A 14,991-nucleotide genomic window follows, 5' to 3' on the forward strand; every position below is an offset into this window, starting at 1 on the left:
CTTCGTTCTCCCCTTAAAAGCAGGGCAATGCAATGACCACTCAGGACACCAAAAGCATGACGGCGATCGTGTGCCACGCGCCGAAGGACTATCGCGTCGAGCGCGTGACGAAACCGCAGGCGCGCGCGCATGAACTCGTGATCCGCATCGCGGCGTGCGGCATCTGCGCGAGCGACTGCAAATGCCATTCGGGCGCGAAGATGTTCTGGGGCGGCCCGAGCCCGTGGGTCAAGGCGCCCGTGATTCCCGGCCATGAGTTTTTCGGCTACGTCGAAGAACTCGGCGAAGGCGCAGCGGAACATTTCGGCGTGAAGAAGGGCGACCGCGTGATCGCCGAGCAGATCGTGCCGTGCGGCAAGTGCCGCTACTGCAAATCCGGCCAGTACTGGATGTGCGAAGTACACAACATCTTCGGCTTTCAGCGCGAAGTCGCGGACGGCGGCATGGCCGAATATATGCGCATTCCGCCGACGGCCATCGTCCACAAGATTCCCGACGGCATCTCGCTCGAAGACGCTGCGATCATCGAGCCGCTTGCGTGCGCGATTCACACCGTCAACCGCGGCGACATTCAACTGGACGATGTGGTCGTGATCGCGGGCGCGGGTCCGCTCGGGCTGATGATGACGCAAGTCGCGCACCTGAAAACGCCGAAGAAACTTGTCGTGATCGATCTCGTCGACGAGCGTCTCGAACTCGCGCGCGAATATGGCGCGGACGTGACGATCAATCCGAAGAACGACGATGCGCTCGTCATCATCCGGTCGTTGACGGACAACTACGGCTGCGACGTCTACATCGAAACGACGGGCGTGCCTGCGGGCGTGAATCAGGGCATGGACCTCATTCGCAAGCTCGGGCGTTTTGTCGAGTTTTCCGTGTTCGGCGCCGAGACTACAATGGACTGGTCGATCATCGGCGACCGCAAGGAACTCGATGTGCGCGGCGCGCATCTCGGGCCTTACTGCTATCCGATCGCGATCGACCTGCTGGCGCGTGGGCTCGTCACATCGAAAGGCATCGTCACGCATGACTTCTCTCTCGAAGAGTGGGACGAAGCGATCAAGGTCGCGAACTCGCTCGATTCGATCAAGGTACTGATGAAGCCGGCCCGATAGTCCCGCGCCTGATCCGTCATTCCGAAGGAAAACAGACAGTGCGCGTCGAAGGCGCGCACACGGAGACACTATGAATTACGTCATCGGCGTCGATATCGGCACGCAGAGCACGAAGGCCGTGCTCGTCGACGAGAACGGCGCAATCGTCGCGCAGCATTCGAGCAGCTATCACCCCGATACGCCGAAGCCGTTGTGGGCCGAGCAATGGCCGACGGTGTGGATGAAGGCCGTCGTCGAATGCATTGCGCGCTGTGTCGCGAAAGCGCGCGAGGCGGGCGTTGCGTCGAACGCGATCAAGGCCGTGTGCGTGAGCAGCCTGTATGGCGGCTCCGGTATCCCCGTCGATAGCGAAATGAAGCCGCTGTATCCGTGCCTGATCTGGATGGACCGGCGCGCGACGGCGCAGGTCGAGTGGGTTCGCAACAACGTCGATCTCGACCGGCTCTATGCGATCACAGGCAATGGCGTCGACAGCTATTACGGCTACACGAAGATGCTGTGGCTGCGCGAGAACGAGCCGAACGTATGGGCCAATACGCGCTTCTTCCTGCCGCCGAATGCGTATGTGATCTATCTGCTGACGGGCGAAGTGGCCGTCGATCACAGCTCGGCGGGCAACATCGGCGGCGTGTACGACATCGCGAAACGCGACTGGTCCGATGAAGCGCTCGACATGCTCGGCATTCCCGCAACGATGATGCCCGAGCATCTCGTCGAATCGTCGGACGTGGTGGGCGGCCTGCTGTCGCAATGGACGGAGCAGCTCCGACTCGAAGCGGGCACGGCGATCGTCGCGGGCGGCGTCGATGCGGCAATGGCCACCTACGCGGCGGGCGTCACGCGCGCGGGCCAGCATGTCGCGATGATCGGCACGAGCATGTGCTGGGGCTATATCAACCAGAGCGTCGACGCGCGGCACGGTCTCGTCAGCATGCCGCATGTGTTCAACGGTCAACACGACATCTATGTGTTCGGCGGCGCGATTACGGCGGGCGCATCGGTGACGTGGTATCGCGAGCAGTTCTGTCAGGCGGAAGTCGAAGCGGCGAAAGCGATACCGGACGGCGATCCGCATCAGCTGCTCGAAGAAGACGCGGCGCACATACCGGCGGGCTCGGAAGGCGTGATGTTCCTGCCGTATCTGATGGGCGAGCGCAGCCCCGTGTGGGATGCGAAGGCGAGCGGTGCGTTCGTCGGCCTGAGTCTTTATCACACGCGCGCGCATCTGTATCGCGCGGTGCTCGAAGGTGTCGCGTTCGCGTTGCAACACAACATCGTCGCGGGGCGCAAGGGCGCGAAGTCGCTTGACGACAAGCTGATCGTCGTCGGCGGCGCGGCGCATTCGGACCTGTGGATGTCGATCATCGCGGACGTCACCGGCTTTCCCGTTTATACGATCGAGCAGGAGGTGGAAGCGCCGATGGGCGCGGCGCTGCTGGCGGCATATGGGGTGAAGCTGATCTCGCAGGAAGCGGCGCGCGGCGGCTGGGTCAGGCTCGTCGAGCGCGTGAAGCCCGATCCTGCGCGCCAGGCCCTGTATGCGGAGCGCTTTTCCATCTACACGGATCTGTATCCGGCACTGAAGCCCGTCATGCACCGGCTGCAAGCGAAATGAACGCGACCTTCGATTTTTCCGGGCGCTCGTACCTCGTGACGGGCGCATCGAGCGGCATCGGCCGCGTGACCGTTGAGCGACTGTGCGCGAGCGGCGCGCAAGTCGTCGCGGCGGCGCGCAACGTCAACGAGCTTGCGAGCCTTGCGGAGGAGACGGGCTGCGAGCCCTTGATTCTGGATGTTGGCGATGAAGGGGCTATCGATGACGCGCTGGCATCGCTCGATGTCTTTGATGGTCTCGTGAATTGTGCCGGCACGACGGTGCTCGAACCGGCCGTCGATACGACGGCGGCGAGCTTCGACAGCGTGATGAACGTGAACGCACGCGGCGCGGCGCTGGTTGCGCGACATGTGGCGCGCGCGATGATCGATGCGAAGCGCGCGGGCAGCATCGTCAATGTGTCGAGCCAGGCGGCGCTCGTCGGGCTCGACGATCATCTGAGCTATTGCGCGTCGAAGGCGGCGATGGATGCGATCACGCGTGTCCTCTGCGTCGAACTTGGAGCGCATGGCATACGCGTGAACAGCGTGAATCCGACGGTGACGTTGACGCCGATGGCCGTGAAGGCGTGGAGCGAACCGGCGAAACGCGATCCCGCATTGCAGGCGATTCCGTTGAAGCGTTTCGCGCAGCCGCGTGAAGTGGCCGAGCCGATTTTGTTCTTGCTGAGCGACGCGGCTTCGATGATCAGTGGCGTGACGCTGCCGATTGATGGGGGGTATACGGCGAGGTGATGCTGTTGGTTTTTCGCCTTTATCGCTGGCGTCTGCGATTGCGTGGCCGTTTCAGCGTACCGCTGGCATCCGCGATTGCGCCTCGCGGCGCGGGTGTTGGCCCTGTGCGGGGCGGCACTTGCTTTTGTTTGCAAGGGCTTTTCTTGTGGTGTTTTTACCTTTGCGCTGGCATCCGCATATGCGCCTCGCGGCGCGGGCGTTGCCCCTGTGCGGGGCGGCACCTACTTTTCTTTGCCGCCGCAAAGAAAAGTAGGCAAAAGAAAGCGGGCTAACGCCGCTAGCCCTTGACCTTTACCCACGGGCTCTCAACGTCCCCGTCCTTCACACGGCAATCTACCGGCCCATGCAGGTTGCCAGCGCATTTAACGGATGCCTCACCTGCTTCATGCACTCGCGTTGCGGCTCGCGACACCGAAGTTTTCCACGCCCCTTTGCGGCAAACTGTGTGTAGGCATTCGCGCCGCACAGGACACCCTCGCTACGCGATGCGCCTGCAAGTACCGGCGGTGTCCTGCACGACACGGCAACCCTCATTCACTACCGACATACGGCGTTGAATGTTCGATACCTTTAGCCGTGCCACACGTGCATGAAGCGGGTGAGGCGTTTAGCGAGAGCGTTGGCAACGAACATAAGCGAGCACGCTGCCGCGCGAACGATGGGGACGTTGAGAGCCCGTGGGTAGAGGTCAAGGGTTGGCGGTGTTAGCCCGCTTTCTTTTGCCTACTTTTCTTTGCGGCGGCAAAGAAAAGTAGGTGCCGCCCCGCACAGGGGCAACGCCCGCGCCGCGAGGCGCATATGCGGATGCCAGCGCAAAGGTAAAAACACCACAAGAAAAGCCCTTGCAAACAAAAGCAAGTGCCGCCCCGCACAGGGGCAACGCCTGCGCCGCGAGGCGCAAACGCGAATGCCAGCGGCACGCTGAAACGGCTACGCATCGCGAATGCCGGCAGCAAGCCAAAAAAACAGAAAAGCCGTCGCAGACAAAAAAATCACAAAACAGTCCGCACGTGCCACAACTCAGGAAACAGCACCACGTCCAGCATTTTCCGCAGATAAGGCGCGCCGCTCGTCCCGCCCGTCCCCTGCTTGAACCCGATGATCCGCTCGACGGTCGTCACATGCCTGAAGCGCCACTGACGAAACGCGTCTTCGAGATCGACGAGTTCTTCGGCCATCTCGTACAGCTCCCAATGCTGCGACGGATTGCGATACACCTCGAGCCAGGCCGCTTCGACTGACGGATCGTGCTGCGTCGGTTGCGTCCAGTCGCGTTCGAGCCGCGACGGATCGATCGCAAAGCCGCGCCGTGCAAGCAGACGGATCACTTCGTCGTAGAACGATGGCGCTTCGAGTGCCGCCTTCACTTCGGCATGAATATCCGGGTGATGCGCATGAGGCTTGAGCATCTGCTCGTTCTTGTTGCCGAGCATGAACTCCAGCTCGCGATACTGATACGACTGAAACCCCGACGAACTGCCGAGGAACGGCCGCATCGACGTGTATTCGGATGGCGTCATCGTCGACAGTACGTTCCAGGCCTGCACGAGCTGCTCGAGAATCCGCGACACGCGCGCCAGCATCTTGAACGCGGGCGGCAATTCATCGCGATGCACGCACGCAAGCGCCGCGCGCAGTTCGTACAGCGCGAGCTTCATCCACAGTTCGCTCGTCTGATGCTGGATGATGAACAGCATCTCGTTGTGATCGGGCGAAAGCGGATGCTGCGCATGCAGGATCGAGCCGAGCGACAGATAGTCGCCATAGCTCATCGACTTCGAGAAATCGAGTTGCGCGTCGTGCCAGCCTTTGTCTTCGTCGGCGGCCATGTGCGACGCGTGCCCGGTGTGATCGGGGTGCGCCGTCTGCGTGCCGCCGTGTCCGAACGGACAGCCTTGCGCGGGCTTCTCTTCCATCATCTTCATGTGATCGGTCATCGTCGTTCCTCAGGTCACGGCGCCGCGCGCGGCGAATTCGGGGGCGCGCCAGGTCTCGTGCGCGAGCACGTCGCGCAGATGCTCGACGGCATCCCACACATCGACATAGCGCGTGTACAGCGGCGTAAAGCCGAACCGGAGCACATGCGGCTCGCGATAATCGCCGATCACGCCGCGCGCGATCAGCGCCTGCATCACTTCATAGCCGTGCGGATGCTCGAAGCTCGCATGCGAGCCGCGCTGCGAATGCGCGCGCGGCGTCACGAGCTTGAGCGGAAATTCTTTGCAGCGCGTTTCGACCAGCTCGATGAACAGATCGGTCAGCGCGAGCGACTTCTTGCGGATCGCCTGCATGTCGGTTTGCAGGAACACGTCGAGCCCGCATTCGACGAGCGCCATCGACACCATCGGCTGCGTGCCGCACAGGAAGCGGCCGATGCCGTCGTCGGCGGCGAACGTCGCGTCCATCGCGAACGGCGCGCGATGACCCCACCAGCCCGACAGCGGCTGCTCGAAGTCGCTCTGATGACGATGCGGCACCCACGCGAACGCGGGCGAGCCCGGACCGCCGTTCAGGTACTTGTACGTGCAGCCGACGGCGCAATCCGCGCCGACGCCGTTCAGATCGACGGGCACGGCGCCCGCCGAGTGCGCGAGATCCCACAGCGCGAGCGCGCCTTGCCGATGGATCAGCTGCGTCAGCGCAGCCATGTCGTGCATGTAGCCCGTGCGGTAGTTGACGTGCGTGATCATCACGACGGCGACGTCGTCGGTGATGGCGGCGGGCAGATCCGACGGATCGTCGACGAGGCGCAGTTCATAGCCGCGGTCCAGCTGCTTGATCAGCCCTTGCGCGATGTACAGATCGGTCGGGAAATTCGAGCGCTCCGACACGATCACGCGACGCTTCGGGTCGCGCTTGTCCTGCATGCGCAGCGCCGCCGACAGCACCTTGAACAGGTTGATCGAAATCGTATCGGTGACGACGACTTCGTTGTGCGCCGCGCCGATCAGCGGCGCGAGCTTGTTGCCGAGGCGCCGCGGCAGCGAGAACCAGCCGGCCGTGTTCCAGCTGCGGATGAGGCCTTGCGTCCATTCGGCGCCGATCACCGTCTGCGCGCGCTGCGCGGCTGCGGCGGGCGGCACGCCGAGCGAATTGCCGTCCAGATAGATGACGCCCGACGCCAGCGCGAACTGATCGCGCAGGGGCGCGAGCGGATCGGCAGCGTCGAGCGCGAGTGCTTCGTCACGTTGATTCATGATGGTTCGGTTGAGTTGATCGAAAGAGTGTGTGTCGAGGCGCGAGGCTGTGGGTTGTCGTCAGGCTTGTCGTCACCCTGGCAACGCTCGCAGCACGGCGCGTACCGGGCTCGCGTCGAGCGTCGTCAGCTTGAGCGGCAGCGCGATCAGTTCGTAGTCGCCGGGCTCCACGGCGTCGAGCACGATGCCTTCGAGAATCGCCATTCGATGCGCGCGTATGCGGCGATGCGCGTCCATCGTCTTCGACTCCTGCGGATCGAGCGACGGCGTGTCGATGCCGATCAGCTTCACGCCGCGCGCGGCGAGCAGATCGATCGTGTCGGGCGCGACGGCGCAGAAGCCGCTGTCCCAGGCTGTCGTCGGCGCCGCGCGATAGGTGCGCAGCAGCACGCGCGGCGGCACGCCGTCGAGCGATGCCGCGACGTGCTCAGGCGTCACCAGCGGCTTCGCGCCGATGCAATGAATCACGCGGCAGCGGCCCAGATACGCATCGAGCGGCACCGCGCCGATCGCCGCGCCTTGGGCGTCGTAGTGAAGCGGCGCGTCGGTGTGCGCGCCCGTGTGCGGCGAGATCGTCAGCCGCGCGACGTTGACGGGCGAACCCGCCTCCATCCGCCACACGCGCTCGATGCCGACGGGCGTGTCACCCGGCCAGACGGGCGTCGCCGTATCGACGGCGGGCGTGATATCCCAAAGTGTCTCCATGCGTCTGTCATATCGTTGTACGTCGATCTTTGGATGATAGGCGGCATGAAGCGAAATGTGCTTGCTAAAAAAACTGTTTATTTCGACCCCTTTGGAACATAATTTGAGGCAAACGGGAAAGGGAGACCGAAAATGAACGCGATCTCACTCGACGCCACCGATTGCCGTATCTTGACGGTGCTGCAGCACGAAGGACGAATCAGCAATCTCGATCTGGCGGAGCGAATCTCGCTTTCGCCGTCGGCATGTCTGCGCCGTTTGCGCCTGCTGGAAGAGCAGGGCGTGATCGAGCGTTATCGGGCGTGCCTGAACCGCGAAGTGCTCGGCTTCGAACTGGAAGCGTTCGTGCAGGTATCGATGCGCAACGACCAGGAAAACTGGCACGAGCGCTTCGCCGAAGCGCTGCGCGACTGGCCGGAAGTGGTCGGCGCGTTCGTCGTGACGGGGGAGACGCACTATTTGCTGCGGGTGCTCGCCCACAATCTCAAGCACTATTCGGATTTCGTGCTCGGCAGGCTCTACAAGGCGCCGGGCGTGATGGACATCCGCTCGAACATCGTGCTGCAGACGCTCAAGGAGGATTCGGGCGTGCCGGTGTCGCTGGTGTCGGGCGCGAAAGTGCAATCGAACGGATAGCCGCGTGGGCGGCGCGGGGTTGCATAAACGCGTCGCGCGAAAAACCCGCGAAATCCTTCTTTCTCGTCGCCGCCGCCGAAATGACGCGAGCCGTCAGCCCAGCGGCTTCAACCCGTGGAAATCGCCGTTCTGAAACACGAGCGGCTGGACCTGGCCGGCGCTTTCATTGACGCCGCAGCGCTCCACTTCGCCGACGAAAATGACGTGGTCGCCTTCCTGGTAGCGGCTGCGGTTATGGCATTCGAACCACGCGAGCGCGCCGTCGAGCACGGGCATGCCCGTGTCGCCCGCCGCATGCGAGACGCCTTCGAAACGGTCGCCCTTGACGGTCGCGAAGCGCTTGCACAGATCGAGTTGCGACGCGGCCAGCACATTGACGACATAATGACTGTTCGCCTGGAACACGGACATCGACGCCGAGCGTGTCGCGAGGCTCCACAGCACGAGGGGCGGCGTCAGCGAGACGGAGTTGAACGAACTGGCCGTAATGCCGATCAGAGCGCCGGACGGCGCGCGCGTCGTAATGACGGTGACGCCCGTCGCGAACTGGCCGAGTGCGCGGCGAAACGCTGCATCGTCGAAATTGGGCGGGGCGGCGCGCTTCATCGCGTGAGGCATTCCGGCGAACGGACCGCTTGATGAAGCGACCAGATGGAAAAAATCGGTTTGAAGGTCATGTAGAAATTCGGCGAATTGTCCCAATTTTAACTGCAATCGCAGAGGGCCTGGCGCAGCAGGCGGTCGGCGTGGCGGCGCAATCCGCCGTCGCGAGCCGCAAGGGTTGCGCCTGATGTCGCGAATCGCGCATGGTATGGATGGTGCGTGCGTCACACGTCGAACAGAAGGACGGTGCCGCACGAACGTCCCGCCGGCCGGATGCGATGAAGCATCGGGTTTCAAGGTGACTGTGGCGAGTCAGCCCGTTCCGCGCATCGAAGCGCGGCGGCGAGGCGAGCGAGCCAATCCAAGGAGCGAACATGATTCAGTCGGTCGAAACCGCCACGCTGGGCGGCGGATGTTTCTGGTGTCTTGAGGCGGTGTATCTGGGCGTCGATGGCGTGACGTCCGTGGAGTCGGGCTACGCGGGCGGGCAGGTCGAAAGCCCGTCGTACGAGCAGGTGTGCGACGGCGACACCGGGCACGCGGAAGTCGTCAACGTCGAGTTCGATCCGGCGCGTATCAGCTACCGTGAGATTCTGGACATTTTCTTCGCGATCCACGATCCGACGCAGCTCAACCGCCAGGGCAACGATGTCGGCACGCAGTACCGGTCGGTGATTTTCACGCACACGGACGCGCAGCGCGAGATGGCCTTGCAGGCGATCCGCGAGATCGGCGCGGAAGGCATCTACGACGGCCAGATCGTCACGCAGGTGCTGCCGCTCGGCGACAACTACTGGCCCGCCGAGGCGTATCACCAGAACTACTTCGCGCAGCATCCGAATCAGGGTTATTGCGCGTTCGTCGTCGCGCCGAAGGTGGCGAAGTTCCGCCAGAAGTTCGCTCATCGGATCAAGGCGGGCGGCTGATCCTCGAGCCGCGCCACGGCGCGCTTTTGACGTTGCATGCAGCGCGGGCCCAAGTGGCTTGCGCTGCGTTTCAGTTGAGATCGGCTATACGGTCTGTGCCGCGTTTTCCCCTTGCGCATTGCGAAGCCGCTCGCACGCGGCCGCGATTTCCGCTGCGAGCTTCACGCAGGTCAGCGGCGCCGAGCCTTCGGCCTTGTTGTTCGCGGCGATCAGCACCGGCTGGCCGGCGATCGCGTAGCGCGCGGCGAGTTCGGCGAGCGCAGTACGCGTATCCGGGTCTTCGTCGACGAGCTTGTCGAACGGCTCGTACTTCGCCTTCGCCTGTTCGTACTTGAAGCCGCCATGCAGGCTCCAGCGCACGATCAGCGGACCCGACGGCGCTTCGTCGAGCATCGCGAGAGCCGCCGCCTGGCGCGAAGGATCGGGCATCCGCGCATGAATGCCGACGCAGTACCGCACACCCGTCGCCTTCAGCGCGCGGATCAGGCGCGGCGTCAAAAGGCACGCGTCGCGGATTTCGACGGCATAGCAGGTGTCGCCTTCGAGCGGCGGCAGCGCCGACAGGAACGCCGTCAACCGCTCGACGAAAAGCGCGGGCTGCGCGAGCATTTCGTTTGGCAGCGGCGAGAACTGGAACACGAGCGCGCCTGCCTTCTTGCCGAGACCGTCGATGCACGGCCGCACGAATTCGTCGATGGCCAGTTGCGCGTTCAGGAAGCAGGGGTTCTCCGACACCGGCTCGCCACGCTCGGCGCGCACGGTCGCATCGGTGACGAGCGCGGGCGCCTTCACGATGAAGCGGAAGTTATCCGGCACCTGCTGCGCGTAGCGCAGATAGTCGGTGAGCGTGAGCGGCGCATAGAAAGAGCGGTCGATGCTCACCGTGCGCAGCAGCGGATGCGCGCCATATGCCGCGAGGCCGTCGCGCGACAGCTTGCTGTTGCTGTAATCGTCGCCGTAGACGATGCCTTTCCAGCCGGGAAACGACCACGTCGATGTGCCCAGATGCACGTGCGGCGGCAACTGGCTCGCGAGCTCGACGATATCTGCGGACGGCTGCGCGGCGAGGACGTCACGCGCACGGCGCTTTTTCGGCGGCGCGCCGGCCTGCGCGGACGATGCGCCGGAAGCGGTGTTGGAAGAGGAATCGGGAGATGTGCCGGAAGCGGCATCCGATGCCGCCGTGGGCGGCGAAGCGTCGGCGGCAGGCGTTTCGCCGACGGGATTGCCGAACATGTCGAGTTGCGCGGAGTGCTCCGGCGTTTCTTCTTTCATCGATGCGTTGCGAGAGAGAGTGCGCTGATGTGAACCGCACCTGCTTCGGGCCGCCCCGGCGCAACTTGCCGCGATAGCCGTCCGAAGCGGTATGCTGCGCGATTCTACAGCGCCTTCTCGTACATATAGCGGCGCGACCACGGCAGCGTCTTCGCGCTGCGTCCCGCCCTGCGGCACACGACCTGAAAGATCGACACGTCGTCGTTCTCGAACGCGTACGCACAGCCCGCGAGGTACACGCGCCAGATGCGGAACTTCTCGTCGTCGACGAGCTTTCTCGCTTGTTCCGCGTTCGCCTCGAAGTTTTCCGTCCAGATGTCGAGCGTGTGCGCATAGTGACGGCGCAGGCTTTCGACGTCGATCGCTTCGAGCCCGCCGCGCTGCATCGATTCGAGCGCGAGGCTGATATGCGGAAGCTCGCCGTCGGGGAACACGTACCGGTCGATGAACTCGCCGCCGCCGAGCGCCGTTTCGCCGCTGTCGTAATCGGTCGACGTGATGCCGTGATTCATCGCGATGCCGTCGTCGGTGAGCAGATCGTGAATCTTCTGGAAGTACGTCGGCAGATTCTTGCGGCCCACGTGCTCGAACATGCCGACGCTCGTCACGCGGTCGAACTGGCCTTCGATATCGCGATAGTCCTGCAGACGGATTTCGATCTGGCCTTCGAGGCCAGCGGCTTTCACGCGCTGCGTCGCGAGATCGAACTGGTTCTGCGACAGCGTCACGCCCACGCACTGTGCGCCGAACTTCTGCGCCGCGCGCAGCACGAGCGCGCCCCAGCCGCAGCCGATGTCGAGCAGGCGCTGGCCGGGTTGCACCCCGATCTTCGTGAGGATGTGATCGATCTTCTTGATCTGCGCGGTGGCGAGGTCTTCGTCGCCGTTCTCGAAGTACGCGCACGAGTACACCATGTTCTCGTCGAGCCACAGCTTGTAGAACTCGTTCGAGACGTCGTAGTGGTACTGGATCGCTTTCTTGTCCGACGTTTTCGAGTGGTTGAAATAGCGCCGCACGCGGGCGAGCTTGCTGGCGTTCGTCACCGTGCTGCGCGCAAGCGAATAGCCGATGTTGATGATGTCCGACAGCTTGCCTTCGATGTCGATCTTGCCCTTCACGTAGGCTTCGCCGAGATTGTCGAGGCTCGGTTCGAACAGGAGGGGCAGCGCGGAAGCGCTATTCACTTTCAGCGTGACCTGCGGCGCCGCGAACGTGCCGAAGTCGTGTTGCTGGCCATCCCACAGCACGAGGCGCGCCGGAATATTGGCCTTCGTTTTAACTTCTTCTACCCACTGCGCCAGCTTCTTCTCCCAGAACATGTGATTTCTCCGTGTCCAATGAATCAAAGCAAAGCCTGTTGGATCGCAGTGCGCTGCGCGTGCCTCCCTGGCATGCGTTGGCTGTGCGCATTCGAACGCCGGGCAGCGCGCGATCCAGCCGTCCGCGTGCTGCGCCGCCGTCGCGCATCGGATGCGCAATGCGGCGCCCGGGCCGGCCTATCGATGACTCAGGGCGACAGACGGTCGATCGTCCAGTCGGCGCCGCCGCTGCTGCGCGTGTAGAGCAGCCGGTCGTGCAGACGTGACGGCCGTCCTTGCCAGAATTCGATCGCGTCGGGGATCAGCCGGTATCCGCCCCAGTGCGGCGGACGCGGCGGATTCTCTCCGTATTGTGCGCTGAATTCACGTTCGCGCGCTTCCAGAAGCGCACGGCTTTCAATCACCTTGCTCTGGTCCGATGCCCATGCGCCGATGCGCGAGCCGAGCGGCCGCGACGCGTAGTACGCGTCGCTTTCCGCGTCGCTCGTCTTGACGACGGTGCCTTCTATGCGCACCTGGCGTTCGAGTTCGATCCAGTAGAAGAGGAGGCTCGCGTGCGGATTCTCCGCGAGTTCGCGGCCCTTGCGGCTTTCGTAGTTTGTGAAGAACACAAAGCCGCGCTCATCGACACCCTTGATCAGCACGATGCGTGCCGAAGGTCGGCCGCGCGCGTCGACGGTCGCAAGCGTCATCGTGTTCGGCTCGGGCAGTTGCGCATCGACTGCCTGCTTGAACCACTTGTCGAATTGACGGAACGGATTGGGATCGACATCGGCGATGTCGAGAGAACCGAGCGAATAGTTTTTGCGGAGGTCGGCAAGAGTGCTCATATTTTTATGCAAGCGCTACAGTGGGGCCAGTATAGCGAAGGACGCGAATTTCTGTATTGAGTCTTGTCGTATCGACGGCTCGAGCGCGAAGAGGCGGCGGTGCGCGTCGGGCGCTTGCGGGCGCGATCAGGCAAAATACGGGCTTGGATGCATGCGGATATCCGCACGATAGCTGCACGCTCACGCCTGAATTCGCCAAGTCATACATCATGTCCACGCCTCTCGTCACCGAGCAATCCGATCTTACTACCGACCACAGCGCGCACGGAACGCACCATACGCACGATGCATCCGACCGCGCGCGCCGCTTCGGAGGCGTTGCGCGTCTGTACGGCGCGGATGCACTGGCGGCGTTCGAGCGTGCGCACGTCGCCGTGATCGGCATTGGCGGCGTCGGTTCGTGGGCGGCGGAAGCGCTCGCGCGCACGGCGATCGGCAAGATCACGCTGATCGATCTCGACAACGTGGCCGAGAGCAACACGAACCGGCAGATTCACGCGCTCGACGGCAACTATGGCAAGCCGAAAGTCGACGCGATGGCCGAGCGCATCCGGCTGATCGATCCGCAGTGCGATGTGCGCGTGATCGAAGATTTCATCGAGCCGGATAACTTCGACGCGGTGCTGGGCGTCGGCTTCGACTATGTGATCGATGCGATCGACAGCGTGCGGACGAAGACGGCGCTGATCGCATGGTGCGTCGAGCACAAGCAGGCTTTGATCACCGTCGGCGGCGCGGGCGGGCAGCTCGACCCGACGCGCATTCGCATCGATGATCTCGCGCTCACCATTCAGGACCCGCTGCTGTCGAAAGTGCGCGGCCAGTTGCGCAAGCAGCACGGCTTTCCGCGCGGGCCGAAAGCGAAGTTCAAGGTGAGCGCCGTGTATTCGGACGAGCCGCTGATCTATCCGGAAGCAGCCGTCTGCGACATCGACGACGAGGCGGAGCACGTCACGACGTCGCCCGGTCATCATGGGCCCGTGGGCCTGAACTGCGCGGGCTTCGGATCGAGCGTGTGCGTGACGGCGAGCTTCGGGTTTGCCGCCGTGTCGCATGTGTTGCGAGCGCTCGCGAAGCAGGCGGCCTGAAGCGCATCGCTTGCATCAACGAAAAACGCGGCCTGTGGCCGCGTTTTTTCATGCCGCGTCGGAATGAGATGGTCAGTTCAGCGCCGCGCTCAGCCTGCGCCGCCACTTCGACACCAGTTCCGGCTGATGCGCGGCAAGATCGAACACCGACAGCATCGTCTTGCGGCCGATGTCCTCGCGGAACGTGCGGTCGCGCTGCACGATCGCGAGCAGATGCTCGAGCGCCGGATCGTACTTGCGCCGCGCGATGAGCGCGCTCGCGAGGTCGAAACGCGCTTCGAGGTCGTCGGGATTGTCGGCGACGCGGGCTTCGAGCGCATCCGTGGGCGGCAGATCGGCGGCGGCGTCGACGGCATCGAGCCGCGTCTTGATCGCGTTGTAGCGCGCGTCGATGCCCTGCGTCGTTTTCGGCGACAGCAGATCGTTTTCGTTCTGCGCTTCCTCGACGCGATGGTCTTCGAGCAGCAGTTCCATCAGATCGAGCCGTGCTTCGTCGTAGCCCGGATCGAATGCAAGCGCGGCCTTCAGCGCGTCATACGCATCTTCGCGGCGGCCTTCGGAGACCGCGACGGCCGCTTCGGCGCGCGCCGCTTCCGCGCTGTCGGGCACGAGGCGGTCGAGAAACTGGCGCAACTGGCCTTCCGGCAGCACGCCGATGAACTGATCGACGGGGCGTCCGTCCGCGAAGGCGACGACGTGCGGAATGCTGCGCACCTGAAAGTGCGCGGCCAGTTCCTGGTTCTCGTCGACGTTCACCTTCACAAGACGCCATTTGCCTTCGTACTCGGCTTCGAGCTTGGCGAGCATCGGGCCGAGCGTCTTGCACGGTCCGCACCACGGCGCCCAGAAGTCGACCAGTACGGGCGTGAGCATCGATGCGCCGATGACGTCCTTTTCAAAGGTGGCGAGAGTGGTGTCCATTGCAATCTCTTCCTTGAATCTGTA

15 protein-coding genes are annotated in these 14,991 nt (G+C 63.5%); 7 read left to right on the top strand and 8 right to left on the bottom strand.

Annotated elements, in window-relative coordinates; genetic code table 11:
- The first annotated feature begins 32 nt into the window (after positions 1-32).
- From VSR68_RS00765 to VSR68_RS00775, 3 genes are all read left to right on the top strand, one after another.
- Positions 33-1,118: an alcohol dehydrogenase catalytic domain-containing protein gene (locus VSR68_RS00765; protein ID WP_342937989.1), complete on the top strand. Its 1,086-nt coding sequence runs from the start codon at positions 33-35 to the stop codon at positions 1,116-1,118.
- A gap of 70 nt (positions 1,119-1,188) precedes the next feature.
- The gene (locus VSR68_RS00770; protein WP_342937990.1) at positions 1,189-2,733 is read left to right on the top strand and encodes an FGGY-family carbohydrate kinase; all 1,545 of its coding nucleotides are present in this window, start codon (positions 1,189-1,191) and stop codon (positions 2,731-2,733) included.
- On the top strand, positions 2,730-3,467 hold the full coding sequence (locus VSR68_RS00775) for an SDR family oxidoreductase (protein WP_342937991.1): 738 nt from the start codon (positions 2,730-2,732) through the stop codon (positions 3,465-3,467). The genes VSR68_RS00770 and VSR68_RS00775 overlap by 4 nt, the downstream gene beginning before the upstream one ends.
- Before the next feature lie 992 nt (positions 3,468-4,459).
- Here the strand turns inward: VSR68_RS00775 and kynA are convergent.
- From kynA to kynB, 3 genes are all read right to left on the bottom strand, one after another.
- Positions 4,460-5,404, bottom strand: a complete 945-nt coding sequence (gene kynA, locus VSR68_RS00780; protein WP_342932544.1) for a tryptophan 2,3-dioxygenase — start codon at positions 5,402-5,404, stop codon at positions 4,460-4,462.
- Between the two features lie 9 nt (positions 5,405-5,413).
- Positions 5,414-6,664 (bottom strand): kynureninase, encoded by a 1,251-nt coding sequence (gene kynU / locus VSR68_RS00785; RefSeq protein ID WP_342937992.1) that lies wholly within the window; start codon positions 6,662-6,664, stop codon positions 5,414-5,416.
- Between the two features lie 72 nt (positions 6,665-6,736).
- Positions 6,737-7,369, bottom strand: coding sequence for an arylformamidase (gene kynB, locus VSR68_RS00790; protein ID WP_342937993.1), 633 nt, complete (start codon positions 7,367-7,369; stop codon positions 6,737-6,739).
- A 132-nt stretch (positions 7,370-7,501) separates the two neighbouring features.
- Here kynB and VSR68_RS00795 point away from each other — a divergent pair, with 132 nt between their 5' ends.
- Positions 7,502-8,005 carry an Lrp/AsnC family transcriptional regulator gene (locus VSR68_RS00795; protein WP_342937994.1) on the top strand — a complete coding sequence of 168 codons (504 nt, stop codon included), beginning with the start codon at positions 7,502-7,504 and terminating at the stop codon, positions 8,003-8,005.
- Between the two features lie 93 nt (positions 8,006-8,098).
- Here the strand turns inward: VSR68_RS00795 and VSR68_RS00800 are convergent, their stop codons facing one another.
- Positions 8,099-8,611 (bottom strand): flavin reductase family protein, encoded by a 513-nt coding sequence (locus VSR68_RS00800; RefSeq protein ID WP_342937995.1) that lies wholly within the window; start codon positions 8,609-8,611, stop codon positions 8,099-8,101.
- 32 nt (positions 8,612-8,643) lie between these two features.
- On the opposite strand from VSR68_RS00800, the gene VSR68_RS00805 reads away from it, so the two are divergent.
- Both VSR68_RS00805 and msrA read left to right on the top strand, forming a co-directional pair.
- On the top strand, positions 8,644-8,796 hold the full coding sequence (locus VSR68_RS00805) for a hypothetical protein (RefSeq protein WP_342937996.1): 153 nt from the start codon (positions 8,644-8,646) through the stop codon (positions 8,794-8,796).
- 186 nt (positions 8,797-8,982) lie between these two features.
- On the top strand, positions 8,983-9,534 hold the full coding sequence (gene msrA, locus VSR68_RS00810) for a peptide-methionine (S)-S-oxide reductase MsrA (protein ID WP_342937997.1): 552 nt from the start codon (positions 8,983-8,985) through the stop codon (positions 9,532-9,534).
- Positions 9,535-9,618: 84 nt separating this feature from the next.
- Here msrA and VSR68_RS00815 read toward each other — a convergent pair whose 3' ends face one another.
- The 3 genes from VSR68_RS00815 to pdxH form a co-directional block, all read right to left on the bottom strand.
- A complete protein-coding gene (locus VSR68_RS00815) occupies positions 9,619-10,809 on the bottom strand; it encodes a DUF72 domain-containing protein (RefSeq protein ID WP_342937998.1) in 1,191 nt (396 codons plus the stop codon).
- Between the two features lie 104 nt (positions 10,810-10,913).
- Complete coding sequence (locus VSR68_RS00820; protein WP_342937999.1) at positions 10,914-12,128, bottom strand: cyclopropane-fatty-acyl-phospholipid synthase family protein; 1,215 nt, start codon at positions 12,126-12,128, stop codon at positions 10,914-10,916.
- 188 nt (positions 12,129-12,316) lie between these two features.
- Entirely contained in the window at positions 12,317-12,958 is a 642-nt protein-coding gene (gene pdxH / locus VSR68_RS00825; RefSeq protein WP_342938000.1) for a pyridoxamine 5'-phosphate oxidase, read from the bottom strand.
- A 209-nt stretch (positions 12,959-13,167) separates the two neighbouring features.
- Between pdxH and tcdA the strand changes: the two genes are divergently transcribed.
- A complete protein-coding gene (gene tcdA, locus VSR68_RS00830; RefSeq protein ID WP_342938001.1) occupies positions 13,168-14,046 on the top strand; it encodes a tRNA cyclic N6-threonylcarbamoyladenosine(37) synthase TcdA in 879 nt (292 codons plus the stop codon).
- Between the two features lie 72 nt (positions 14,047-14,118).
- Here tcdA and trxA read toward each other — a convergent pair whose 3' ends face one another.
- Complete coding sequence (gene trxA / locus VSR68_RS00835) at positions 14,119-14,967, bottom strand: thioredoxin (RefSeq protein WP_342938002.1); 849 nt, start codon at positions 14,965-14,967, stop codon at positions 14,119-14,121.
- Between the last annotated feature and the right edge of the window lie 24 nt (positions 14,968-14,991).

Origin of the sequence: Paraburkholderia phymatum (assembly GCF_038900715.1) — a bacterium.
GTDB lineage: Bacteria > Pseudomonadota > Gammaproteobacteria > Burkholderiales > Burkholderiaceae > Paraburkholderia > Paraburkholderia phymatum_A.